Here is a 22,585-nt window from a genome sequence, read left to right as displayed (position 1 = left end):
AGTCCATGCGTGGTGTTGACCTCGCCATCATCGTGGTCTACCTGGCGGCGATGCCGCTGATAGGCGTGCTCGTCGGCCGGAAACAACGGTCGGCGGCCGACTACTTCGTCGGCGAGCGCAGCCTGCCGTGGGGCGCGGTCATGTTGTCCGTCGTGGCCACGGAGACCTCGACGCTCACCGTGATCAGCACGCCGGGTCTCGTGTTCGGCAACGCGTTCCTGTTCCTGCAGCTGGCCTTCGGCTACATCATCGGCCGGGTCATCGCCGCGTTCGTGCTGCTGCCGCGGTACTTCCGGGGCAACCTCGTGAGCGCGTACGCCTTCCTCGGGAAGCGGTTCGGCTCGGGCCTGCAGGGCACCGCGTCGGTGACCTTCGTGATCACCCGGCTGCTCGCCGAGGGCGTGCGCCTGTTCGCCGGCGCGATCCCGATCAAGGTGATCCTCGGGCACTACAACATCCACCTGGACTACTGGGTGATCGTGGTGATCCTGACCGCGCTGACGCTGATCTACGCCTACATCGGCGGGATCAAGGCGGTCGTCTGGGTCGACGTCATCCAGCTCACGCTGTACCTCGGCGGCGCCGCGGTGGCCGCGATCGTGCTGCTTAACAAGCTGCCCGGCGACTGGATGACCCAGGCGTCCGACGACGGCAAGTTCATGCTCGTCGACTTCACGAAGAACCTGCTGACCAGCCCGTACGCCTTCGTGACGGCGGTGCTCGGCGGCGCGGCGCTGTCGATGGCCTCGCACGGCGCCGACCAGCTGATCGCGCAGCGGCTGATGGCGACGCGCAGCCTGCGCGACGGCCAGAAGGCGCTCATCGGCAGCGGCATCATCGTGACGATCCAGTTCGCGCTGTTCCTGCTGGTCGGGGCGATGCTGTGGGTGTTCAACGGCCGCAAGTCGGTCGCGGAGCTCGGCCTGCAGAGCCCGGACGACGTGTTCTCGCGGTTCATCATCGACGACCTGCCGGTCGGGGTGTCGGGCCTGCTCATCGCGGGGGTCCTCGCGTCGACCATGGGGGCTTTGGCGTCGGCGCTCAACGCCCTTTCGACGTCGACCGTGGCCGACCTCTACCAGCGCTTCACCAAGCGCTCGCCGGAAGACTCCAAGCTGCTCCAGCACGGTCGCATGTGGACACTCATCTGGGCCGTGGTGTTCGCGGTGTTCGCGTCGCTGTTCTCCACCACGAAGAACTCCGTGATCGAGCTGGGCCTCGCGATCACCGGCTACACGTACGGCGCGCTGCTCGGATCGTTCCTGCTCGGCCTGCTGGTCAAGAAGGCGCGGCAGGCGGACGCGGTCATCGCGTTCGTCACGACGGTCGTGGTGATGGCGTTCGTGATCCTCGGCGTGAAGTTCAGCGCGAAGACCGGCGGTCTGCTGGGCATCGACTTCAGCAAGGCCGCCGGGGACAAGGTCGCGCTCGCCTACCCCTGGTACACGCTGCTGGGCGTGGTGATCACGCTGGTCGTCGGCGGATTGCTCGCCCTGCGGCACCGGACGCCGGACCCGAAGGCGGCCGAGGCCGAGGCCGCCGAGACGGCGCCGGAGGAAGCCGCCGCCTGATTCTTCTGAACCGCTTCCGGCGGGCGCCCGTGTTGGTCAGCGGGTGCCCGCCGGGAAGCGGCGGGAGGAATCGAAGGTGGGTTCATGAAACGGATGACGGTGGCGCTCGCGGTCGGCGCCCTGGTGCTCGGCGGCGCGGCGACGGCTTCGGCCAGCCCGGCGGGCCCGAAGGTGCCGGAGACGATCAAGGTCCCGGCCGGCAACCGGGCGCTCGCGACGTACCCGGCCGAGGATGTCCAGATCTACGGGTGCACCACCGGCGCGTGGACGCTGATCCAGCCCGCGGCGGTGCTCTCCAGACACGGCAAGCCGGTGGCCCTGCACAGCAAGGGTCCGGTGTGGACGTCCATTGTGGACGGCAGCACGGTCGGCGCGGCGGCGGTGGCGAACGCGCCACGCGACGGCGCGATCCCGGAACTGCTGCTCAAGGCCAACCTCAACACGGGTGACGGGATCTTCGGGAAGGTCACGTACGTCCAGCGGCTCAACACCCGCGGCGGCGTGGCCCCGGCGGGAGCCTGCACCGACGGCGCGCAGACCGCGGTGCGCTACTCGGCCGACTACGCCTTCTGGGTGGCCCAGTAGTAGCGTTCGGGAAATCGAACTGCCCCCTGCTCCCGCACCGCCGTAAGCTGGCTGCGGGGACAGGGGTTTCACATGGGGTTCTTCATCGGCTTGGGCGTGGTCATCGCCGTGCTGCTCGTCATCGGCCTGGTCATGGACCGGTTCGACCGCAAGCGCGGGGTCAGGCACGGCATGCTCCGGCCCGGCGGGCGGCGGCCGCAGATGGGCGACGCCGGGAGCGTCGGCAACGACCTGAGCACCTACGAGCCGCGTGTGCGCGGCGAAGACCGCCGCGCGCCGCGCGAAGACCAGATGTGAGGGTCAGCCGACCGCGACGGGCTCGTCGTCGGCCGTGCGCAGGCGCTGCGAGATCACCTTTGTGATGCCGTCGCCCTGCATGCTCACGCCGTAGAGCGCGTCGGCGATCTCCATGGTCGGCTTCTGGTGGGTGATGATGATCAGCTGCGACGAGTCGCGCAGCTGCTCCAGCAGCCCGATCAGCCGGCGCATGTTCGTGTCGTCGAGTGCCGCCTCGACCTCGTCCATGACGTAGAAGGGTGACGGCCGGGCGCGGAAGATCGCGACCAGCATGCCCACCGCGACCAGCGACTTCTCGCCACCCGACAGCAGCGACAGCCGCTTGACCTTCTTGCCCGGCGGGCGCGCTTCGACGTCGACGCCGGTGCTCAGCAGGTCGTCCGGCTCGGTGAGGACCATCCGGCCTTCGCCGCCCGGGAAGAGCACGCTGAACACCGTCTCGAACTCGCGCGCCACGTCCGCGTACGCGCCGGCGAAGACCTCGAGGATCTTCTCGTCGACCTGCTTGATGACCGCTTCGAGGTCCTTGCGCGTGTCCTTCAGGTCCTCCAGCTGCGTGGAGAGGAACTTGTAGCGCTCCTCCAGCGCCGCGAACTCCTCGAGCGCGAGGGGGTTCACCTTGCCCAGCAACGACAAGTCCTTCTCCGCGCGCTTGGCGCGGCGGGCCTGGGTGTCGCGGTCGTAGGGCATGGGCGGCGGCGGGGTGACGTCCTCGCCGCGGTCCTTGGCCGCCTCGTACTCGGCCATCTCGCCCGCGCTGGGCGGGACCGGGACGTCCGGGCCGTACTCCTGGACCAGATCGGTCAGGCCGATGCCGAAGTCCTCGGCGATCTTGGCTTCCAGCGTCTCCAGGCGCAGCCGCTGCTCGGCGCGCAGCACCTCGTCGCGGTGGACGGCGTCGGTCAGCTTCTCCAGCTCGCCGGTGAGCTCGCGGACCTTGGCGCGGACGCCGGTCAGCGCGGACTCACGGCTCTGACGGCGGGACTGGACCTGGTCGCGCTCGGCGGCCGCGCGCTGCACCGACTGCTCGATGCGCTCCAGCGCGAGCTCACCGCCGTTGACCACGGCGTTGGCGATCTCGGCGCCGCGCTTGCGGTTCGCGGCCGCACGCTCGGCGCGTTCGCGGGCCTGCTGCTCGGCGTGCGCGGCGCGGCGGAGGCCTTCGGCCTTGCCGGCAATGCTGCGCGCCCGCTCTTCGGCGGTGCGCTGCGCGAGCCGCGCCTCCATCTCCTCCTGCCGGACGACGGCCAGCTCCTCGGCGGCCGCGTCGCGCTCCGCGGTGTCCGGGTCGTCCTCGACCGGCTGCTCGGCGACGGCGGCGAGCCGTTCCTCCAGCTCCGCGAGCTGGGCCAGGGCCTGCACGCGGCTCTGCTCGACCTTCGCGCGCTGGCCGGTGAGCCGCTCGACCTCGGCCTGCGCCTGGCGAGCCGCCTGCTGCAGCCGGCTGAGCCGCTCCGACGAGCGGGCCTTGCGGACCTTGGCGTCGCCGAGCGCGTCCTTGGCCTGGGAAACCTCTTCGCGACGCGCCTGCTGCTCGGCGCGGGCGCCTTCCAGCTCGGCCGCGTACCGCTCCAGCGAACGCTCGGCCGTGCGGAGCCGGTCGCCCGCCTCGTCGACGGCCGCCTGGACCTCGATCACGCTCTCGCGCTTGCCGGAGCCGCCGATCGCCCAGCGGGCGCCGAAGACGTCCCCCTCGGCGGTGACCGCGCGGACGTCCTGGTGCACCGCGACGAGCTGCCGCGCCGCGTCGAGGTCGCGGACCAGGGCCAGCTTGTCGAGGGCCTGCTCGACGGCGGGCCGCAGCTGCGCGGGCGCCGTGACGACCTCACGCGCCCAGCGCGCGCCTTCCGGCAGGGACGGCCACGAGTAGGTGTCCACAGTGGACTCGGGCCCGCCGAGCAGGATACCCGCGCGGCCGGAGTCCGTTTCCTTCAGGTACTTCAGCGCACGCAGGGCGTCTTCGCCGCCCGAGACGGCGATCGCGTCGGCCACCGGGCCGAGCGCCGCGGCCAGCGCGACCTCGTATCCGGGCTCGACGGTCAGCAGCGCCGCGACCGAGCCGAGCAGGCCCGGCAGCTCGTGGGACGCGCCGAGCAGCGCGCCCGCGCCGTCCTTGCGCCGCAGCCCCATCGACAGCGCCTCGACCCGCGCTTTCTCCGACGCGATCTCGCGCTCGGCGGTGCGTTCGGCCTTGACCAGCTCTTCGACACGCGCCTTGGCCGCGTTGTTGGCCTCCACCGCGCGGTCGTGGTGGGCCATCAGCCCGGAGTCGTCGGACTCCTCCGCGCCACCCTCGGCCTTGGCCATCTCCATTTCTTCGACGGCGATCTCGGCGCGCTCGGCGGACTCTTCGATGGAGACGCTGAGCCGGTCGATCTCGTCGGTGGTGGCGCCGTTCTTGCTGCGCAGGGCCTCGACCTGGCCGGTCAGCTTGGCCATGCCCTCACGGCGGTCGGCGATCGCGCGGACGGCGGCCCAGTGCGCGCGCTCGGCGGCCTGGACCCGCTGTTCGAGGTCCTCGCGCCGCAGCACGGTCTGGGCGAGCAGCTCCCGGGCCTCCATGACGGCCTCGTTGAGCTCTTCCTCCTGCTCGGCGACGCGCTCGGCCTCTTCGAGCAGCTCTTCGGGGTCACGGCCACCGGTGTGCCCGGCGACGTCGGCGGAGAGGTGCCGCTGCCGCTCGATCGCGAGGCGGACGGTGCCGCGCAGGCGCTCGGCCAGCGCGGACAGCTTGTACCAGGTCTCCTGGGCGGTCTGGAGCAGCGGAGCGTCCTCGGCGAGCGAAGCCTCCAGCTCGGCTTCCTCGGCGGAGACGAGCTCGAGGTGCTGCTCAACCTCGCCGCGGCGCTGGCGGGCGGTCTTCTCGTCGGCCTCGTCGCGCTCGATGGTGGTGCGCTGAGTGACCAGGTCGTCGGCGAGCAGACGCAGGCGGGAGTCGCGCAGCTCGGACTGCACGGACTGGGCCTTGCGGGCGATCTCGGCCTGCTTGCCCAGCGGCTTGAGCTGGCGGCGCAGCTCGGTGGTGAGGTCGCCGAGGCGGTCGAGGTTGCCTTGCATGTTGGCCAGCTTGCGCAGGGTCTGTTCCTTGCGCTTGCGGTGCTTGAGGACGCCGGCGGCCTCTTCGATGAAGGCGCGGCGCTCTTCGGGCTTGGACTCGAGAATGGCCGAGAGCTGGCCCTGCCCGACGATGACGTGCATCTCGCGGCCGATGCCGGAGTCCGACAGCAGCTCCTGGACGTCCATCAGGCGGCAGCGGTCGCCGTTGATCTCGTACTCGCTCGCGCCGTCGCGGAACATCCGGCGGGTGATCGACACCTCGGCGTACTCGATCGGGAGCGCGCCGTCGGCGTTGTCGATGGTGAGGGTGACCTCGGCGCGGCCGAGCGGGGCGCGGCCCGCCGTGCCGGCGAAGATGACGTCCTCCATCTTGCCGCCGCGCAGGTCCTTCGCGCCCTGGGTGCCCATGACCCAGCGCAGCGCGTCCAGCACGTTGGACTTGCCGGAGCCGTTCGGGCCGACCACGCAGGTGATGCCCGGTTCGAAGCGCAGCGTGGTGGCCGAGGCGAAGGACTTGAAGCCCTTCAGCGTCAAGCTTTTCAGGTGCACTGCGTGCTGACCCCTCTGGCTGCCGGTACTGGCGTTTCAATCGTCCCAGGCTACCTGGGGGCCTCCCGGCACCGCCGGACGCGCCCCCTCATCGGCGCGCCTTAGCACAGCGTGCACGTGCTCAGCAACCTCCTGCGTCACACCCGCCCCGGAAGTACCAAGCTCCGGATCAGCGTTCCCGGAAGCCGTCGAGTCCCCCTTTCGGGTCAGACCAGCGCTCGACGACCGTCTCCACACTTCCGGGTGATTCCCCGGACCGAAGAGCGTCGAGCAACCGCTCACAGTGGTCTCGATCACCCTCCGCTATGACCTCAACACGCCCGTCGGGCATGTTGCGGGCGCTGCCCACCAGCTCCAGTTCGAGCGCCCGGCTCCGAGTCCACCAGCGGAAACCGACACCTTGGACGCGACCGCGCACCCACGCGGTCAACCGCGTGTTCGTTTGTCCCTCACTCACGCTTTCATCCTTTCCGGACACTTCGACTGCGCACAGTGATCACGCGGCCCTACTACCTGGGCGAATACGGCACCGACGGTGATAGCCTCGCCGCCGAGGTCGCCCTCCCGGGTTCCCCCGCCCGGGGAGGCAGTGATCGATTCACGGCCTCGCCCGCGCCTCTCCCGAACCCCCGAGGAGCCTGCAATGTCCCGCCCCGACGGGCCGCACGTGACCAGGGTCGACACCGCGCCGCCCAAGAGCAGCAAACCGAACCGCACCGGGTACGTCGTGCTCGGGGTCGCCGGACTGGTCGTCGCGACCGCGTTCGCCGCCGTCGCCGAGCTCGCCGGCCCCGACCCTGCCGGCACCGCGGGCGGCACCGGGGGCACCGGCGGCCAGGGCACGTCACAGGCCGGCCTGCAGACGGTGCCGAGCACGCCGGTGAGCGGCCCGTCGACCGTCGGCGGCGTGCCGACGACGGAGTCGTCCACCGCGCCGTCGACCGCCCCGAGCACGGTGGTGTCGGTGAGCCCGGACGGCAAGACCACGACCACGGTGGTCACCCAGGCGCCGCCCCCGCCGCCTCCGCGCAACGACACGGGCAACCCGCCTCCGGTCACTACGACGACGAAGACCGCACCCACCACGACGACCAAGACCCCACCGCCGCCGACCACGACGCCGGACGACCCACCGCCGACCACGACGACGACCGGCGGCGGCGGGACCAGCACCGCGGGCTCGCCCACCGCGACGGGCACGTCGAAGTCGACCGGAAGCCCGACGCACGCTCAGTGAGAGAAAAGCATCAAAGGCCACCGCCGCGGCGGTGGCCTTCGACATATCCGGGCAAAGGCGGCGCTGCCCCTGCCCGAGCACCAGGGTCCCTCTTACCGCCTGAAGCGGTTGACCTGGGCGTACAGGGCCCAGAAGTAGCCGGCCAGCAGCATGCCCGCGGTCGCGGACGCCAGCCGCACCCATTCGACGGCGCCGCCGTCGAAGGCCATCACGATCCAGGTGAGCGCGCCGAGCGACCAGCCCACCGCCAGGAGCAGGGACAGCCCCGCCGGGACACGCACCCCGCCGGGCATCAGGTTCGTCGATCGCTTCACCCTGCTGAGGTACCCACCCGGCCCCCGGTTCATACCTCGAAGCGGTACCCCATACCCGGCTCGGTGAGCAGATGCCGCGGCCGCGAAGGCTCCGGCTCCAGCTTGCGCCGCAGCTGGGCCAGGTAGACCCGCAGATAGTGCGACTCCGTCTCGTACGACGGGCCCCACACCTCGTGCAGCAGCTGCTTCTGCGCCACCAGCCGGCCGCGGTTGCGGACCAGCAGCTCCAGCACGCCCCACTCCGTCTTCGTCAGGTGGACCTCCGCGCCGTCGCGGAGGCGGACGCGCTTGGCCGCCAGGTCGACGCTGAACGACTCCGTGTCGACCACCGCTTCGACCCCGTCGGCGCCGGCCACCGCCGAACGGCGGACCGCCGCACGCAGCCGGGCCAGGAGCTCGTCCATGCCGAACGGCTTGGTCACGTAGTCGTCCGCGCCCGCGTCGAGGGCCTGGACCTTGTCGGCCGAGTCGCCGCGGGCGGACAGGACGATGATCGGGACCGTCGTCCAGCCGCGCAGGCCCGCGATCACCTCCGTGCCGTCCAGGTCGGGCAGGCCGAGGTCCAGCACGACCACGTCCGGCTTGGTCTCGGCGACCGCCTTCAGCGCCGCCGTGCCGTCGTGCGCGGTGATCACCTTGTAGCCGCGGGCGTTCAGGTTGATCCGCAGCGCCCGCACGATCTGCGGCTCGTCGTCCACCACCAGCACGGTGGCCCCCGGGTCGCTCATCGCACCCCCTCTTCTTCGAACTCGACGCTGAAAGCCGGCAGCGAGACCACGATCGTGAGCCCGCCGCCCGGGGTGTCCTCGGCGCGGATCGTGCCGCCCATCGCCTCGGTGAACCCCTTCGCCACCGACAGCCCCAGCCCGACGCCCGGCGTGGTGTCCCGGTCGCCGCCGAGCCGCTGGAACGGCGCGAACGCCGAGTCCGCGGCGCCCTTGCGCAGGCCGCGGCCGTGGTCGACGATCCGCAGCTCGACCTGCCCGGAGTGGGTGGACGCCCGCGCCGACACCCGGCCCCCGCCGTGGCGGAGCGCGTTGTCCAGCACGTTCGCCACCACCCGTTCCAGCAGGCCCGGATCGGCCAGCACCGGCGGCAGCCGGTCGTCGACGGCGACCTCGACCGCCTCCGATGAGTCTACAGTGGACAGAGCGTGCGCGACGACCTCGTCGTAGCCCACCGGACGCAGGAGCGGCTTCACCGCGCCGGTGGCCAGCCGCGAGGAGTCCAGCAGGTTGTCGATCAGCCCGGCCAGCCGATCGGCCGACAGTTCGATGGCCTCCATCAGCTCCGCGGTGTCCTCTTCGGACAGCTGGAGGTCGGGCGCCCGCAGGCTGCCGATCGACGCCTTGATCGACGTCAGCGGCGTGCGCAGGTCGTGCCCGACGGCCGAAAGCAACGTCGTGCGCAGTTCGGTCGCCTCGGCCTTGCGCTCGGCCCGGGCCGCGGCGGCGGCCGCCCGCTGCTGGCGCAGGGCCAGCAACGCCTGCCCGGCCACGGCTTCCAGCACCCGCCGGTCCGCCGCCGGGAGCGCCCGCCCGCGCAGGGTCAGGTGCACGTCGGCGGTGACGGCGATGTCGACGTCGGCCTCGTCCGGGTCGGCGCACGGGTGCTCCCCCGCGACCGCCACCCGCCGCCACTGCCCTTCCTGCTTCTCCAGCAGCGTCACCGACGTCAGCGCGAAGTTCTCCCGCACCTTCTCCAGCAGCCGCTCGATCGGGTTCGTGTGGGTCAGCACGGTCCGCGCGTACGACGCGAGCAGCGCCGCCTCGGTCCGCGCCCGCGCCGCCTGCGTGGCCCGGCGCGCCGCCTGGTCGACGACCAGCGCGACGAGCACCGCGACCACGACCATCGCGATCAGCGTCACGAGGTTCTGCGGGGTGTGCACGGTCAGCGTGTACAGCGGCGGGGTGAAGAAGAAGTTGAGCAGCCCGGCCCCGAGCACGGCCGCGACCAGCGCCGGGCCGAGGCCGCCGACCAGGGCGACGACCACGGTGGCCAGCACGTAGGAGATGACGTCGGTGGCGAAGTCGAGCCCGGACGGGATGAAGAACCCGACCACGGTGACCAGCACCGGCAGCACCACGCTGAGCACCCAGCCCGCGACGAGCCGCGAGAACCCCAGCGGGCTCGCGCCGAGCCGGGCGCGCAGCCGGCCGCCGGCCTCGGCGTGGGTGACCATGTGGACGTCGATCGGGCCCGACTGCCGGACCACGCCGGCGCCGATGCCCTCGTCGAACAGCCGCGCCACGCGGGAGCGCCGGGAGGTGCCGATCACCAGCTGCGTCGCGTTGACCCCGCGGGCGAAGTCCAGCAGCGCGGTCGGGACGTCGTCGCCGACCACGGTGTGGAACGTCGCGCCGACCTCTTCGGCCAGGGTCCGGCAGCGGGCGATCGCGGTGGGCCCGAGCCCGGACAGGCCGTCGCCACGCAGGATGTGCACCACCTGCAGCTCGGCGCCGGCTCGGGTGGCGATCCGGCTGGCGCGGCGGATGAGCGTCTCGCTCTCCGGGCCGCCGGTGATGGAGACGACGACGCGTTCGCGCGCCTCCCAAGTGTCGGTGATCCGCTGCTCGGCGCGGTAGCGCTGGAGCGCGACGTCGACCTGGTCGGCCACCCAGAGCAGGGCCAGCTCGCGCAACGCCGTCAGGTTGCCGGGCCGGAAGTAGTTGCCGAGGGCGGCGTCGATGCGCTCGGCCGGGTAGACGTTGCCGTGCGCGAGCCGCCGCCGCAGCGCCTCGGGCGTGATGTCGACGAGCTCGAGCTGTTCGGCGCGGCGGACGACCTCGTCCGGCACGGTCTCCTGCTGGGTGACGCCGGTGATCCGCTCGACGACATCGTTGAGGCTCTGCAGGTGCTGCACGTTGACCGTGGACAGCACGTCGATCCCGGCTTCGAGGAGCTCTTCGACGTCCTGCCAGCGCTTGGCGTTGCGCGAGCCCGGCACGTTGGTGTGGGCCAGTTCGTCGACGACGGCGACCTCGGGCGCACGGACCAGGATCGCGTCGACGTCCATCTCGTCGAACTCGCGGCCGCGGTGCTCGGCGTGCCGCCGCGGAACCTGCTCGAGACCGTCGAGGAGCACTGCGGTCTTCTCGCGGCCGTGCGTCTCCACCAGCCCGACCACGACGTCGGTGCCGCGGTCCAGCCGCCGTCGTGCTTCGCCGAGCATGGCGAAGGTCTTGCCGACGCCCGGAGCCGCGCCGAGGTAGATCCTCAGCTCCCCCCGGCGCGGCTTCTTTGCGGTGGTCACGCTGTCAGTGTGCCCCTCCGGCCGCGCCGCGCACGGCCAAGTTGAGCTGGAGCACATTCACGCCGGGGACACCGATCCCGGCACCGGAGGTGTTCGCTTCGATCAGCTGTTTCACCCGGTCGAGCGGAAGGCCGGTGTTCTTCGCGACCCGTGCGGCCTGGAGGTCGGCGTAGGCCACGCTGATCGCCGGGTCGAGGCCCGAACCCGAGGCCGTCACCGCGTCCGGCGGCACCTGACCGGGTGACACGCCTTCGCGCTGGGCGATGGCCGCCCGTCGCTCCTGGATCGCCTTCACCAGGTCTTCGTTGTACGGGCCCTTGTTGGACGCGCCGGACGGCATTTCCGGGGTGACCGCCGACGGGCGGGTGTGGAACCACGGGTCGCGCGCCGGGTCCGCGGGCACCGGGTCGACACCGATCAGCGACGACCCCACCGCCTGGCCGTTCTGCGTGACGACCGAGCCTTCGGCGTTGCCCTCCAGGCCGGGGATCCGGGCGACCGCCCACACGGCGAGCGGGTAGAGGATCCCGAGCAGGACGGTCATCACGACGAGGACGCGCAGCCCGGCCCAGGTCTGCTTGAGCAGAGTGTTCACGACATTCACCCGATTCCAGGGATGAGGCGCACGAGCAGGTCGATCAGCCAGATCCCGAGGAAGGGGCTGACGATGCCGCCGAGGCCGTAGACGAGCAGGTTGCGGCGCAGCAGCGCGGAGGCCGACGACGGCTTGTACCGCACGCCGCGCAGGGCCAGCGGGATCAGCACGACGATGATCAGCGCGTTGAAGATGACCGCGGAGAGGATCGCCGACTTCGGCGTGGCCAGGTGCATGATGTTCAGCGCGCCGAGCTGGGCGAAGATGCCGGTGAACATCGCCGGCAGGATCGCGAAGTACTTCGCGAGGTCGTTGGCGACGCTGAACGTCGTCAGCGCGCCGCGCGTGATCAGCAGCTGCTTGCCGATCTCGACGATCTCGATCAGCTTCGTCGGGTCGCTGTCGAGGTCGACCATGTTGCCGGCCTCCTTCGCGGCCGACGTGCCGGTGTTCATCGCGACCCCGACGTCGGACTGCGCGAGCGCGGGCGCGTCGTTGGTGCCGTCACCGGTCATCGCGACCAGCCGCCCGCCCTCCTGCTCCTGTTTGATGAGCGCCATCTTGTCTTCGGGCTTGGCCTCGGCGAGGTAGTCGTCGACACCGGCGTCCGCGGCGATGGCCTTGGCGGTAAGCGGGTTGTCGCCGGTGATCATCACCGTCTTGATGCCCATCGCCCGCAGTTCCTTGAAGCGCTCCTTCATGCCCGGCTTGACCACGTCGGACAGCCGGATCACACCGCGCACCACAGTGTCTTCGGCCACGACGAGCGGCGTGCCGCCCTGGGCGCTGATCTCGTCGACCACGCGCTCGGTCTCGTCGGGGAACTGCCCGCCGTTGTCCCGGACCCACGCGCGCACGGCACTCGCCGCGCCCTTCCGGATCCGCCGGGTGCCGACGTCGAGCCCGCTCATCCGGGTCTGGGCGGTGAACGGGACGAACTCGCCCGGCACGTCCTGGCTCGCGTAGGCGTCGGTCAGCTCGACGACGCTGCGGCCCTCGGGGGTTTCGTCGGCGAGGCTCGCCAGCCGGGCCGCCCGCGCGAGTTCGTCCATCGTGGACGTTCCGACGGGGATCAGCTCGGTCGCCTTGCGGTTGCCGAAGGTGATGGTGCCGGTCTTGTCGAGCAGCAACGTCGAGACGTCACCCGCGGCTTCGACCGCGCGGCCGCTGGTCGCGAGGACGTTGCGCTGCACCAGGCGGTCCATCCCGGCGATGCCGATGGCGCTCAGCAGCGCGCCGATCGTCGTCGGGATGAGGCAGACGAGCAACGCCGTCAGCACGATCACGGACTGCTCGGACCCGGAGTAGCGCGCCATCGGCTGCAGCGCCACGACAGCGAGCAGGAAGATGATCGTCAACGTCGAGAGCAGGATCGTCAGCGCGATCTCGTTCGGCGTCTTCTGCCGGGAAGCACCTTCCACCAACGCGATCATACGGTCCACAAAGGACTCACCCGGCTTGGTCGTGATCTTCACGACGACCCGGTCGCTCAGCACGGTCGTGCCGCCGGTGACGGCGCTGCGGTCGCCGCCGGACTCGCGGATGACCGGGGCGGACTCGCCCGTGATGGCCGACTCGTCGACGGTCGCGATGCCCTCGACGACGTCGCCGTCGCCCGGGATCACCTGCCCCGCCTCGACGACGACCAGGTCACCGATCTTCAGCTCGACCCCGGGCACCTGCTCCTCGCCGGTCGAGGTGAGCCGCCGGGCGACAGTCTCCTTCTTCGACTTCCGCAGTGACTCCGCCTGCGCCTTGCCCCGCCCTTCGGCGACGGCTTCGGCGAGGTTCGCGAAGAGGACCGTGAACCAGAGCCAGACGGCGATCAGGATGGTGAACACGCTCGGGTCGGTGACCGCGAAGACCGTGGTGAGCGCGGACCCCACCCACACCACGAACATCACCGGGTTGCCGAGCTGGTGCTTCGGGTTGAGCTTCCGGAACGCGTCCGGCAGCGACGTCCAGAGCTGGCGCGGGCTGAACACTCCCGCGCCGACCTTGCTCGTGGTTTCGGCCGGAGTCACCTGAGGTCGTTCTTCGGTGACGGTCATGCGAGTGCCTCCGCGATGGGCCCGAGCGCGAGCGCCGGGATGAAGGTGAGGGCCGCGACGAGCACCACCGTGCCGGTGAGCATGGTGGCGAACAGCGGCCCCGTGGTGGGCAGGGTGCCCGCGGTTTCGGGCACCTTGCGCTGCGCGGCCAGCGAACCGGCCAGGCAGAGCACGGCGAGGATCGGCACGAACCGGCCGATCAGCATCGCGACGCCGAACGAGGACTGGAACCAGTCGCTCGTCGCGGTCAGGCCGCCGAACGCGCTGCCGTTGTTGTTGCCGGTGGACGCGTAGCCGTAGAGGATTTCGGACAGGCCGTGCGCGCCGCTGTTGCCCAGCGCCCCCGCCGTGCCCGGCAGCAGCAGCGCGATCCCCGAGCCGAGGAGCACCACGGTCGGCATCGCGAGCATGGCGATCGCCGCGGCCGTGACCTCGCGCTTGCCGAGCTTCTTGCCCAGGTACTCCGGGGTGCGCCCGACCATCAGGCCGGCCAGGAACATCGCGATGATGGCCATGACGAGGATCCCGTAGAGGCCGGTGCCGACACCGCCCGGCGAGATCTCGCCGTAGAGCATGTTCAGCAGCGGTCCCCCGCCGCCGAGCCCCGAAAGACTGTCGTGCGCGCCGTTGACCGCGCCGGTCGACGTGCCCGTGGTGGTGTCGGCGAAGATCGACGTCAGGCCGATGCCGAACCGCTGTTCCTTGCCTTCCATGCTCGCGCCCGCGGCCAGCGCCGCCGGGTTGTTCGCGTTGGCTTCGGAGAACCAGATGATCGCCAGCGACGCGGCCCAGAGCAGGCTCATCACGCCGAGCAGGACGTAGCCCTGCTTCGGCTTGCCGACGAGCTTGCCGAACGCGCGGGTCAGGCTGACCGGGATCACCAGGATCAGGAACAGCTCGATGAGGTTCGACCAGGCGTTGGGGTTCTCGAACGGGTGCGCGGAGTTGGCGTTGAGGATGCCGCCGCCGTTGGTGCCCAGCTCCTTGATCGCCTCCTGGCTCGCGGCCGGGGCGAGGGCGATGGTGCTCTGGCTGCCATCGGGGTTGGTGACGGCGACGCCCGCCTTGAGGCTCTGCACCACGCCGAGCGCGACCAGCACGATCGCGAACACGAAGGCCATCGGCAGCAGGACGCGGACCGTGCCGCGCGTGAGGTCCACCCAGAAGTTGCCCAGCCGGTCGGTCTTGGCGCGGACGAACCCGCGCGTCACCGCGATCGCCACGGCCAGGCCGACGCCGGCCGACAGGAAGTTCTGCACGGTCAGCCCGGCCATCTGCACGAAGTGGCCCATCGTCGTCTCGGGGACGTAAGACTGCCAGTTCGTGTTGGTGACGAAGGAAACCGCCGTGTTGAACGCGACGGCGGGGCTCACCGAGCCGCGGCCCAGGTTCCACGGCAGGATCGGCTGCAAGCGCTGCAGCAGGTAGAGCAGGACGACGGAGACGAACGAGAAGCCGAGCACCCCCGCGGCGTAGGTCGGCCACCGCTGTTCGGAGTCCGGGTTGACGCGGAAGAGCTTGTACAGGCCCTTCTCGAGCTTCAGGTGCTTCTCGGTCGAGAAGACGCGCGCCAGGTAGTCGCCGAGGGGCTTGTAGACCACGGCGAGGGCGGCGAGGAGGAGGCCGAGCTGGATCAGCCCGGCCGTCGTGTCGGACATCAGAATTTCTCCGGCCTGATCAAGGCGACGAACAGGTACACGAGCAGGCCGAGCGCCAGCAGTCCGCCGACGACGTTGGCCACGGCCCCGGCGCCGCTCACAGCTTCTCCAGCCCGCGCAGCGCCAGCGCGAGCACCACGAACACGCCGATCAGCAGGACGGCGTAGAGCAAGTCGGCCACAGGGCACCTCTCAAGACGGGTCACCGGGTTCGGTGACCGGACGGTTCACTGTGCGGCTCCGGGACCCCGTCCCGACCTGCGGCTGACGGCCTCTTGATGCGTTCCTGACACCCATTTACGCCGTCTTTATGGCCGGTGGCGCCGGTCACGCAAACGTTTGCCGATTAATCACTGTATGCAGTTGGTCAGTGACTCACGACACACCGAGTGACCGAACAAGTGCGGAACGTGCAATTCGGGCAGACAAGATCTTCGACCCGTGTTACACCTGTGTTACCGATAGTTGTATCGGCTAAGCAATATTTGGGAGAGGGGATCACCTATGTGCGGTATCGCCGGCTGGGTTTCCTACGACGCCGACCTCACCCGCCGCCAGGACGTGGTCGACGCGATGACCGCGACCATGTCCTGCCGCGGCCCGGACGACGAGGGCACCTGGGTCCGCCGGAACGTCGCGCTGGGGCACCGGCGGCTCGCGATCATCGACCTGCCCGGTGGCCGTCAGCCGATGTCCGTGCACACGCCGAACGGCGACGTCGCGATGGTCTACAGCGGTGAGGCCTACAACTTCACCGAGCTGAAGGAAGAGCTGACCAAGCTCGGCCACAAGTGGGAGACCGACAGCGACACCGAGGTCGTCCTGCACGGCTACCTGCAGTGGGGCGACGCGGTTGTCGACCACCTCAACGGCATGTACGCGTTCGCGATCTGGGACGAGCGCGACGACCGGCTCGTGATGATCCGCGACCGGATGGGCATCAAGCCGTTCTACTACTACCCGACGCGCGACGGTGTGCTGTTCGGCTCCGAGCCGAAGGCGATCCTGGCCAACCCGCTCGCGAAGAAGGTCGTCGACCTCGACGGCTTCCGCGAGCTGGCCGGCTTCACCAAGCGGCCGGGCTGGTCGCTGTGGAAGGACATGGAAGAGGTCCAGCCGGGCACGATCGTCACCGTGTCCCGCGAGGGCATCAAGACCCGCACCTACTGGAAGCTGGACGCGAAGAAGCACACCGACGACCAGGAGACGACGGTCGGCCGCGTCCGCGAGCTGATGACCGACATCGTCAACCGCCAGCTCGTCGCCGATGTCCCGCGGTGCGTGCTGCTTTCCGGCGGGCTCGACTCCAGCGCCGTCACCGGGCTCGCGGCCGCGCGGCTCGCCGAACAGGGCGAGCAGCTGCGGACTTTCTCCGTCGACTTCTTCGGCCAGGAGGAGAACTTCAAGCCCGACGAGATGCGCGACACGGCGGACTCGCCGTTCGTGCGCGACGTCGCGTCTTTGGTCAACTCGGCGCACGAAGACGTGATGCTCAACCCGGGTGACCTGACCGACCCCGAGGTCCGGCGCGCGGTGCTGCGGGCCCGCGACATCCCGGCCGGCCTCGGCGACATGGACACCTCGCTCTACCTGCTGTTCAAGGCGATCCGCGGCCAGTCGACGGTCGCCCTGTCCGGCGAGTCGGCCGACGAGGTGTTCGGCGGTTACCGCTGGTTCCACGACGAGAAGGCCGTCAACGCCGACACGTTCCCGTGGCTGGCGTTCCGCAACTCGATGATGAACGAGCGGGCGTCGCTGTACACGCCGGAGCTGGTGAAGAACCTCGACGTCGAGGCCTATGTCGCGGACCAGTACGCCTCCGCGGTCGCTTCGGTGGAGCACCTCGACGGCGAGTCCGCACTCGAGGCGCGGATGCGGACGATCTGCAACCTGCACCTGACCCGGTTCGTGCGGATGCTGCTCGACCGCAAGGACCGCGCGTCGATGGCGGTGGGCCTGGAGGTTCGCGTGCCGTTCTGCGACCACCGGCTGGTGGAGTACGTCTACAACACGCCGTGGTCGCTGAAGACGTTCGACGGGCGCGAGAAGAGCCTCCTGCGGCACGCGACCAAGCACGTGCTGCCGGAGTCGGTGGCCCAGCGGGTGAAGAGCCCGTACCCGTCGACGCAGGACCCGGGCTATGCGGCGGCGCTGCAGCAGCAGGTCAAGGAGGTCCTGGCCGAGCCGAAGCACGAGGTGTTCGGCCTGGTCGACCGCGGCTGGGCGCACCGCGCGTCCGAAGTGGACTCGGCGACCATGGACCCGGCCATGCGCATCGGCCTGGACCGGGTGCTCGACCTGTACCACTGGATCGAGATGTACCAGCCCACGCTCGAGCTCTCTTGACCTCGAGTGCCCTTGAGGTGTGAGGCTGGGCGGCATGAAGGTGCTGCTGTTCGGCCGCAACCCGGCCACGGTCTCGAGGGTGACGACGGCGCTGTCCGCGGCAGGTCTTGCCGCGGACGGCGTCGTTTCGGAAGAAGCGGCGCTGGCCCGGCTCGGCGTGGTCGACGCGCTGGTGCTGGGCGCGGGTGTGGTGGGCCCGCTGCGGGAACGCCTGACGGCCGCGGCGGTGCGGCACGGGGTCGGGTGGGTGCAGGGGCCGCACATCCTGCCGACCCGAGACGCGCACGAGTACGTGCGGACCGAGATCCTGCCGCGGCTGCGGCCGGCCCGGGTCAGGCCAGCCGACGGTTCGCGGCCTCGTCCCCGGCCGTAGTCCGGGTCAGGCCAGCCGCAGGATCGCGGCCTCGTCCCCGGCGGTAGTCCGGATCAGCCCAGCCGCAGGTCTGCGGCCACCTCGTCCCCGGCCGTCGTGAGCTTCGCGCCGAGCGCGCCCAGCAACGCCCGGGCGCCGTGGTTGTCCGTCGTGGTCGAGGCGACGAACCTCGCCGCGTCCGTCGAGCGGGCTTCGGCCAGGAGCAGCGTCAGCACTTCGCGGCCGACGCCCCGCCCCCGGCACTCGCGGCTCAGCCAGAGGCCCGCTTCCACCGCGTCGCCGTGGCGCTCCAGCCGCGCGGCGCCGGCCGCCGCGCCGTCGACCTCGACCACCCACGTGCGCTCCACCGCCGTGGCCGGGTTCAGGGACCGGCCGCGGTGGAACGCCAGGAAGGCCGCGCGGCGGGCGTCGGTCCAGCCGGGCGGGCCGTCGACCGGCGGCATCACCTCGAGCGGATCCGCGCCGGCCACGGCGGCTTCGAGCAGCCGCGCCAGGGCGGGTTCGTCGAGCGGGGTCAGCAGGGTCACGCTCGGAGTTTCGCCGCCGGCGGCCGGACCCGCGACCCGATTTTGCCCAGCGCCCGCAGGAAGCGGACGTAGGCCGACCACCGCACCGGCCGGTCGACCCGCCCGGTCAGCTCCTGTTCCGCCCGGTCCAGCAGGCCTTCCAGCAGCACGTCGTGCAACGGGCGGAAGAACACCGGCCAGGTCAGCCGGGCCGGGCCGTGGAGGGACGCTTCGAGGACGTGCGTCAGCTGGCCTCCGGTGACCGTGAACTCGTGGTGGCCCGTTACGCCTCGCGGAGCCGTGAACCGGCACCGCAGCCGCGTGGGCGAGGTCTCTTCGACGACGTAGCGGACGGGGCCGTGGCCCGCCGTCGTGCCCGGGACGCGGGGGCCGTCGAGGCGGGTCGGGGGCCAGTCCGACACCGGCCAGAGCCGGTCGTGCGGGGTGCCGAGCGTGTCGAGCAGGGAAACCAGGCGGTCTTCGGTGACCGGAAACCGCCGGGTGTGGACGTTGCGGACCATGGCCGAACCTCGATTCTGGAGACTTTCCTCCAGAAGCTATTAGAGCATAGTCTCTACAACATGGGCCGCCCCGCGACGCACACCACAGCGCAGTTCCTCGACGCCGCCACCGCGCTCTTCGCCGCCGGCGGCGCCCGCGCCGTCACCATGGCCGCCACCGCGAAGGCTGCGGGCGCGCCGAACGGCTCGATCTACCACCGCTTCCCGGACCGTCCCGCGCTGCTGGCCGAACTCTGGCGCCGCACGGTCCGCGACTTCCAGGACACGTTCACCGACGCACTCGGCGACGCGGCGACGGTCGACGCCGCGGTGGCGGCCGCGACCAGCGTCGTCCACTGGTCCCGCAAGCACCCCGAAGGCGCCCGCGTCTGCGACGCCGGCAAGCAGGCCTTCGGCCCCGCCGACTGGTCACCGGAAGCCGCGAAGGCGGTGGCCAAGGACGAGGAGGAGCTGCGCGCGGCGCTCAAGCAGGCGACCCGGACCCTCCCGCCCCTCACCGGCTGCACCGACGAGGACGTGGTGCTCGCCCTGGTCGAGGTCCCCCGCGCGGTGGTCCACCGCTACCTGACCGACGGCCGCACTCCCCCGCCGAAGGCCGTCACACTGGTCGAACGCAGCGTTCGCAAACTCCTCGGCCCGTGACGGGTCAGCGCCTGACTTCCGCCAGCTTCACCGGACGCCGTTCACGACGCGAGACCTCACACGCTTCGGCGATGTAGAACGCTTCGAGCGCATCCGCGGCAACGCACGGCGAAGGCGCCCGACCGGCGACGACGTCGAGGAACGCTCGCAGCTCCGTGGTGTACGCCGGGCGGAACCGTTCCATGAACCCCGGGTACGGCGGCCCCGGCAGCGGCGGCACCCCCGGCTCGACCGACCGCAGCGGCGCCCGGTCGTCCAGGCCGACCACCACCCCCGTGAGCGACCCGAGCGCCTCCAGCCGAACGTCGTAGCCGGCGCCGTTGTACCTGGTCAGGGACACCGTCGCCAGGGTGCCGTCGTCGAGGGTCAGGGTCGCCGCCGCCGTGTCGACGTCGCCCGCGTCGGCGAAGAACGCCTCGCCGCGGTTGGCGCCGATCGCGTAGACCTCCTCGACCTCGCGGCCGCTGACCCAGCGGATGACGTCGAAGTCGTGGACCCCGCAGTCGCGGAAGAGCCCGCCCGAATGCGCGACGTACTCCGCCGGCGGGGGCGCCGGGTCGAGCGTCGTCGCGCGCAGCGTGTGCAGCCAGCCCAGCTCGCCGGACGCGACCGCCGCCCGCGCCGCCGCGTAGCCCGCGTCGAAGCGGCGCTGGAAGCCGATCTGGACTCCGACGTCCGACGCGCCGATGCGGTCGATCACCGCCAGGGTGCCGGGGATGTCCGCGGCGACCGGCTTCTCGCAGAACACCGGCAGCCCGGCGTCGACCGCCGCGATGATCAGGCCCGGGTGCGCGTCGGTGGCCGCCGTGACGACCAGGCCGTCGAGCCCCGACGTGAACAGCTCGTCGAGGGAGGTGGCTTCGACCCCGAGCTTCGCCGCGGCCGAAGCCGCGCGCGCGGTGTCGACGTCGGCCACCACGACCGACTCGACCTCCTCGAAGCTTCTCAGCGTCTCCGCGTGCGCGGTGCCGATCCGGCCGGTGCCCGCCAAACCCAACCTCATCGTGACCCTCCTGTGGACGAAACTCCGGTGGTGGTCGCCCGGACCACCAGCGACGGGTGCAGCAGGTGCCGGACCGGCTCCGTGCGCTCCCCGCGGACACGTTCGATCAGCGCGGCGAACGCCAGCCGCGCCATGTCCTTGCGCGGCTGGTCCACCGTGGTCAGGGAAAGGTGCCGCAGCGCGGCGAGCGAGGTGTTGTCGTACCCGACGACCGACACGTCCTCCGGCACGCGCAGCCCGGCTTCCTCCAGCGCCGAGATCGCGCCCACGGCGTTGAAGTCGTTGCCGGAGACCAGCCCCGTCGGCAGGTCGGCGCGCGAGTACGCGGCGAGCAGCTCCCGCACGGCGTTCTCACCGCCGATGTCGGTGTGCTCGCTGCGCACGACGATCGGCTCCAGCCCGTGCCCCCGCATGGCCGACTCGAAGCCGCGACGCCGCTGCGCCGCTCCCGCCGCGCCGCCGCCGTCGAGGTGCGCGATGCGCCGGTGGCCGAGGCCGACCAGGTGGTCGACGGCCAGCGCGGAGCCCGCCTCGCCGTCGTCGTTCACGGTGTCCACTGTGGACGACCGGGTCGTCCGCGAGACCAGCACGACCGGGCACTGCCGGGCCGCGACCTGGATCGCCGAGGCCGGCACGACCGGCGACAGCAGGATGATCCCCGCCGGGCGGAAGGAAAGCAGGTTGTGCAGGGCGTTCCATTCGCGCGTGGGACTGCGGCCGCCGGTGTTGAGAACGAGGTCGAAGCCCGCGGCCTGCGCGGCGCTGTCCAGCTCCTCGACGATGTCGGCGAAGAAGGCGTTGCGCAGGTCGTTGACCATCACGCCGAGCACGGTGGACGTGCGGCTCGCCAGCGACCGCGCCATCACGTGCGGCTGGTAGCCGAGCTCCTCCGCCGCGCGCAGGACGGCGGCGCGGCGGGCGTCGGAGACCTTCGGTGAATTCCGCATCACCAGGGAGACCAGCGCGCGCGAAACCCCCGCCTTCGCGGCGACGTCCTCCATGGTCGGACGCATGCGGCACCTCCCCTGATCACCGAAAACTCGTCCTTGACTTGGTGTGACGGACGCTACAAGATTAGAGCGCTCTAATCAATAGAGCGCTCCAACGCACCCGATCAGAGCAACGGAGTCGTCCCTATGACAGTGAAGATCCGTGTCGCCGCCGCCCCGATCTCCTGGGGCGTCTGCGAAGTCCCCGGGTGGGGTCGGGTGCTCGACGCGGCGACCGTGCTCGGCGAGATGGCCGCGCTGGGCGTCGGAGCGACGGAGCTGGGCCCGCCCGGGTACCTCCCCCGCGAGCCGGCGGAGCTGCGGGAGCTGCTCGGGCAGCACGGCCTGACGCTCGTCGGCGGCTTCCTCGCCGTCGTCCTGCACGAAAACCAGGCGGAGGCGCTGAAGGAGGCCGAGGAGTCCGCGGCGCTGTTCGCCGCGTGCGGGGGTGACGTCCTCGTGCTCGCCGCCGCGACCGGGCTCGAGGGGTACGACGAACGCCCGAAGCTCACCGACGCCGAGTGGGCGGCACTCGTCGGCACCGCCGGGAAGATCCGTGACATCGCGGCCGGTCACGGCCTGCGCACCGTCTTGCACCCGCACGTCGGGACGCACGTGGAGCAGCAGGCGGAGGTCGAGCGCTTCCTCGCCGACTCCGATCTCGGGTTGTGCCTCGACACCGGGCACCTGATGATCGGCGGGACGGATCCGGTCGAGCTCGCGAAGCGCTTTCCCGAACGGGTGGGGCACGTGCATCTGAAGGACGTCCGAGAGGACCTGGCCGCCGAGGTCCGCGGCGGGCGGCTGGCCTACACCGACGCGGTCGGGCGGGGCATCTACACCCCGCTCGGCGAAGGCGACGTGGACGTGGCGTCGATGGTGCGCTCCGTCCAGGCGGCCGGCTACGACGGCTGGTACGTCCTCGAACAGGACACCGCCCTCGGCGACTCGAGCCCCGACGACCTGCCGCGGCGGGACACCGAGCGCAGCCTGGCCCACCTCGCGAAGATCATCGACTCCCTCTAATCGGTCCCAAAGG

Annotated in this window: 21 protein-coding genes; 8 read left to right on the top strand and 13 right to left on the bottom strand. The window is 71.1% G+C overall.

The annotated features are described in order from the left end of the window. Positions 1-5 precede the first annotated feature (5 nt). From ACZ63E_RS33390 to ACZ63E_RS33380, 3 genes are all read left to right on the top strand, one after another. A complete protein-coding gene (locus tag ACZ63E_RS33390; protein ID WP_465340192.1) occupies positions 6-1,571 on the top strand; it encodes a sodium:solute symporter in 1,566 nt (521 codons plus the stop codon). 84 nt (positions 1,572-1,655) lie between these two features. Next, the gene (locus ACZ63E_RS33385; protein WP_465340191.1) at positions 1,656-2,156 is read left to right on the top strand and encodes a DUF3455 domain-containing protein; all 501 of its coding nucleotides are present in this window, start codon (positions 1,656-1,658) and stop codon (positions 2,154-2,156) included. Positions 2,157-2,228: 72 nt separating this feature from the next. Further along, entirely contained in the window at positions 2,229-2,453 is a 225-nt protein-coding gene (locus ACZ63E_RS33380) for a hypothetical protein (protein ID WP_465340189.1), read from the top strand. 3 nt (positions 2,454-2,456) lie between these two features. On the opposite strand, the gene smc is transcribed toward ACZ63E_RS33380, so the two are convergent. Both smc and ACZ63E_RS33370 read right to left on the bottom strand, forming a co-directional pair. Beyond that, complete coding sequence (gene smc, locus ACZ63E_RS33375; protein WP_465340188.1) at positions 2,457-6,059, bottom strand: chromosome segregation protein SMC; 3,603 nt, start codon at positions 6,057-6,059, stop codon at positions 2,457-2,459. 169 nt (positions 6,060-6,228) lie between these two features. After that, complete coding sequence (locus tag ACZ63E_RS33370) at positions 6,229-6,516, bottom strand: acylphosphatase (RefSeq protein WP_465340402.1); 288 nt, start codon at positions 6,514-6,516, stop codon at positions 6,229-6,231. Between the two features lie 186 nt (positions 6,517-6,702). Here ACZ63E_RS33370 and ACZ63E_RS33365 point away from each other — a divergent pair, with 186 nt between their 5' ends. Continuing rightward, positions 6,703-7,296: a hypothetical protein gene (locus ACZ63E_RS33365; protein WP_465340186.1), complete on the top strand. Its 594-nt coding sequence runs from the start codon at positions 6,703-6,705 to the stop codon at positions 7,294-7,296. A gap of 92 nt (positions 7,297-7,388) precedes the next feature. On the opposite strand, the gene ACZ63E_RS33360 is transcribed toward ACZ63E_RS33365, so the two are convergent. The 7 genes from ACZ63E_RS33360 to kdpF are packed head-to-tail and all read right to left on the bottom strand — an operon-like array spanning position 7,389 to position 15,268. After that, positions 7,389-7,610: a hypothetical protein gene (locus tag ACZ63E_RS33360; RefSeq protein ID WP_465340184.1), complete on the bottom strand. Its 222-nt coding sequence runs from the start codon at positions 7,608-7,610 to the stop codon at positions 7,389-7,391. A gap of 29 nt (positions 7,611-7,639) precedes the next feature. Further along, positions 7,640-8,338, bottom strand: a complete 699-nt coding sequence (locus ACZ63E_RS33355) for a response regulator (RefSeq protein WP_465340183.1) — start codon at positions 8,336-8,338, stop codon at positions 7,640-7,642. Further along, positions 8,335-10,863, bottom strand: a complete 2,529-nt coding sequence (locus tag ACZ63E_RS33350) for a sensor histidine kinase (RefSeq protein WP_465340182.1) — start codon at positions 10,861-10,863, stop codon at positions 8,335-8,337. The genes ACZ63E_RS33355 and ACZ63E_RS33350 overlap by 4 nt, the downstream gene beginning before the upstream one ends. A 4-nt stretch (positions 10,864-10,867) precedes the next feature. Further along, entirely contained in the window at positions 10,868-11,458 is a 591-nt protein-coding gene (locus ACZ63E_RS33345) for a potassium-transporting ATPase subunit C (RefSeq protein WP_465340181.1), read from the bottom strand. A 5-nt stretch (positions 11,459-11,463) separates the two neighbouring features. Beyond that, positions 11,464-13,509 carry a potassium-transporting ATPase subunit KdpB gene (gene kdpB, locus ACZ63E_RS33340; protein ID WP_465340179.1) on the bottom strand — a complete coding sequence of 682 codons (2,046 nt, stop codon included), beginning with the start codon at positions 13,507-13,509 and terminating at the stop codon, positions 11,464-11,466. Continuing rightward, positions 13,506-15,167, bottom strand: a complete 1,662-nt coding sequence (gene kdpA / locus ACZ63E_RS33335; RefSeq protein WP_465340178.1) for a potassium-transporting ATPase subunit KdpA — start codon at positions 15,165-15,167, stop codon at positions 13,506-13,508. Before kdpA ends, kdpB begins: the two co-directional genes overlap by 4 nt. Next, positions 15,167-15,268 carry a K(+)-transporting ATPase subunit F gene (gene kdpF, locus ACZ63E_RS33330; protein WP_086837956.1) on the bottom strand — a complete coding sequence of 34 codons (102 nt, stop codon included), beginning with the start codon at positions 15,266-15,268 and terminating at the stop codon, positions 15,167-15,169. The genes kdpA and kdpF overlap by 1 nt, the downstream gene beginning before the upstream one ends. Before the next feature lie 402 nt (positions 15,269-15,670). On the opposite strand from kdpF, the gene asnB reads away from it, so the two are divergent. Next, entirely contained in the window at positions 15,671-17,512 is a 1,842-nt protein-coding gene (gene asnB, locus ACZ63E_RS33325; RefSeq protein WP_465340176.1) for an asparagine synthase (glutamine-hydrolyzing), read from the top strand. 34 nt (positions 17,513-17,546) lie between these two features. After that, complete coding sequence (locus ACZ63E_RS33320; RefSeq protein ID WP_465340175.1) at positions 17,547-17,885, top strand: hypothetical protein; 339 nt, start codon at positions 17,547-17,549, stop codon at positions 17,883-17,885. A 53-nt stretch (positions 17,886-17,938) separates the two neighbouring features. Here the strand turns inward: ACZ63E_RS33320 and ACZ63E_RS33315 are convergent, their stop codons facing one another. Together ACZ63E_RS33315 and ACZ63E_RS33310 are read right to left on the bottom strand one after the other, a co-directional pair. Then, positions 17,939-18,412 (bottom strand): GNAT family N-acetyltransferase, encoded by a 474-nt coding sequence (locus tag ACZ63E_RS33315; protein ID WP_465340174.1) that lies wholly within the window; start codon positions 18,410-18,412, stop codon positions 17,939-17,941. Further along, a complete protein-coding gene (locus ACZ63E_RS33310; RefSeq protein WP_465340172.1) occupies positions 18,409-18,912 on the bottom strand; it encodes an SRPBCC family protein in 504 nt (167 codons plus the stop codon). Before ACZ63E_RS33310 ends, ACZ63E_RS33315 begins: the two co-directional genes overlap by 4 nt. Before the next feature lie 60 nt (positions 18,913-18,972). Here ACZ63E_RS33310 and ACZ63E_RS33305 point away from each other — a divergent pair, with 60 nt between their 5' ends. Then, complete coding sequence (locus ACZ63E_RS33305) at positions 18,973-19,554, top strand: TetR/AcrR family transcriptional regulator (protein WP_465340171.1); 582 nt, start codon at positions 18,973-18,975, stop codon at positions 19,552-19,554. A 4-nt stretch (positions 19,555-19,558) separates the two neighbouring features. On the opposite strand, the gene ACZ63E_RS33300 is transcribed toward ACZ63E_RS33305, so the two are convergent. Together ACZ63E_RS33300 and ACZ63E_RS33295 are read right to left on the bottom strand one after the other, a co-directional pair. After that, positions 19,559-20,557, bottom strand: coding sequence for a Gfo/Idh/MocA family protein (locus tag ACZ63E_RS33300; RefSeq protein ID WP_465340169.1), 999 nt, complete (start codon positions 20,555-20,557; stop codon positions 19,559-19,561). Further along, a complete protein-coding gene (locus ACZ63E_RS33295) occupies positions 20,554-21,570 on the bottom strand; it encodes a LacI family DNA-binding transcriptional regulator (RefSeq protein WP_465340167.1) in 1,017 nt (338 codons plus the stop codon). The genes ACZ63E_RS33300 and ACZ63E_RS33295 overlap by 4 nt, the downstream gene beginning before the upstream one ends. Before the next feature lie 123 nt (positions 21,571-21,693). On the opposite strand from ACZ63E_RS33295, the gene ACZ63E_RS33290 reads away from it, so the two are divergent. Continuing rightward, positions 21,694-22,572: a TIM barrel protein gene (locus tag ACZ63E_RS33290; protein WP_465340166.1), complete on the top strand. Its 879-nt coding sequence runs from the start codon at positions 21,694-21,696 to the stop codon at positions 22,570-22,572. Positions 22,573-22,585: the final 13 nt, after the last annotated feature.

The organism is Amycolatopsis sp. NPDC104819, from assembly GCF_055583145.1.
The sequence above is the reverse complement of the archived record's forward strand: the minus strand, read 5'-3'. Positions and strand labels throughout refer to the sequence as shown.

What these genes read in the sequence shown, in the direction of transcription:
- kdpA (WP_465340178.1), bottom strand. Translation starts at nt 15,167, where the DNA reads ATGTCCGACACGACGGCCGGGCTGATCCAGCTCGGCCTCCTCCTCGCC.
- ACZ63E_RS33385 (WP_465340191.1), top strand. Translation starts at nt 1,656, where the DNA reads ATGAAACGGATGACGGTGGCGCTCGCGGTCGGCGCCCTGGTGCTCGGC.
- ACZ63E_RS33355 (WP_465340183.1), bottom strand. Translation starts at nt 8,338, where the DNA reads ATGAGCGACCCGGGGGCCACCGTGCTGGTGGTGGACGACGAGCCGCAG.
- ACZ63E_RS33390 (WP_465340192.1), top strand. Translation starts at nt 6, where the DNA reads ATGCGTGGTGTTGACCTCGCCATCATCGTGGTCTACCTGGCGGCGATG.
- ACZ63E_RS33310 (WP_465340172.1), bottom strand. Translation starts at nt 18,912, where the DNA reads ATGGTCCGCAACGTCCACACCCGGCGGTTTCCGGTCACCGAAGACCGC.
- ACZ63E_RS33290 (WP_465340166.1), top strand. Translation starts at nt 21,694, where the DNA reads ATGACAGTGAAGATCCGTGTCGCCGCCGCCCCGATCTCCTGGGGCGTC.
- asnB (WP_465340176.1), top strand. Translation starts at nt 15,671, where the DNA reads ATGTGCGGTATCGCCGGCTGGGTTTCCTACGACGCCGACCTCACCCGC.
- kdpB (WP_465340179.1), bottom strand. Translation starts at nt 13,509, where the DNA reads ATGACCGTCACCGAAGAACGACCTCAGGTGACTCCGGCCGAAACCACG.
- ACZ63E_RS33300 (WP_465340169.1), bottom strand. Translation starts at nt 20,557, where the DNA reads ATGAGGTTGGGTTTGGCGGGCACCGGCCGGATCGGCACCGCGCACGCG.
- ACZ63E_RS33295 (WP_465340167.1), bottom strand. Translation starts at nt 21,570, where the DNA reads ATGCGTCCGACCATGGAGGACGTCGCCGCGAAGGCGGGGGTTTCGCGC.
- ACZ63E_RS33365 (WP_465340186.1), top strand. Translation starts at nt 6,703, where the DNA reads ATGTCCCGCCCCGACGGGCCGCACGTGACCAGGGTCGACACCGCGCCG.
- ACZ63E_RS33305 (WP_465340171.1), top strand. Translation starts at nt 18,973, where the DNA reads ATGGGCCGCCCCGCGACGCACACCACAGCGCAGTTCCTCGACGCCGCC.
- ACZ63E_RS33320 (WP_465340175.1), top strand. Translation starts at nt 17,547, where the DNA reads ATGAAGGTGCTGCTGTTCGGCCGCAACCCGGCCACGGTCTCGAGGGTG.
- ACZ63E_RS33380 (WP_465340189.1), top strand. Translation starts at nt 2,229, where the DNA reads ATGGGGTTCTTCATCGGCTTGGGCGTGGTCATCGCCGTGCTGCTCGTC.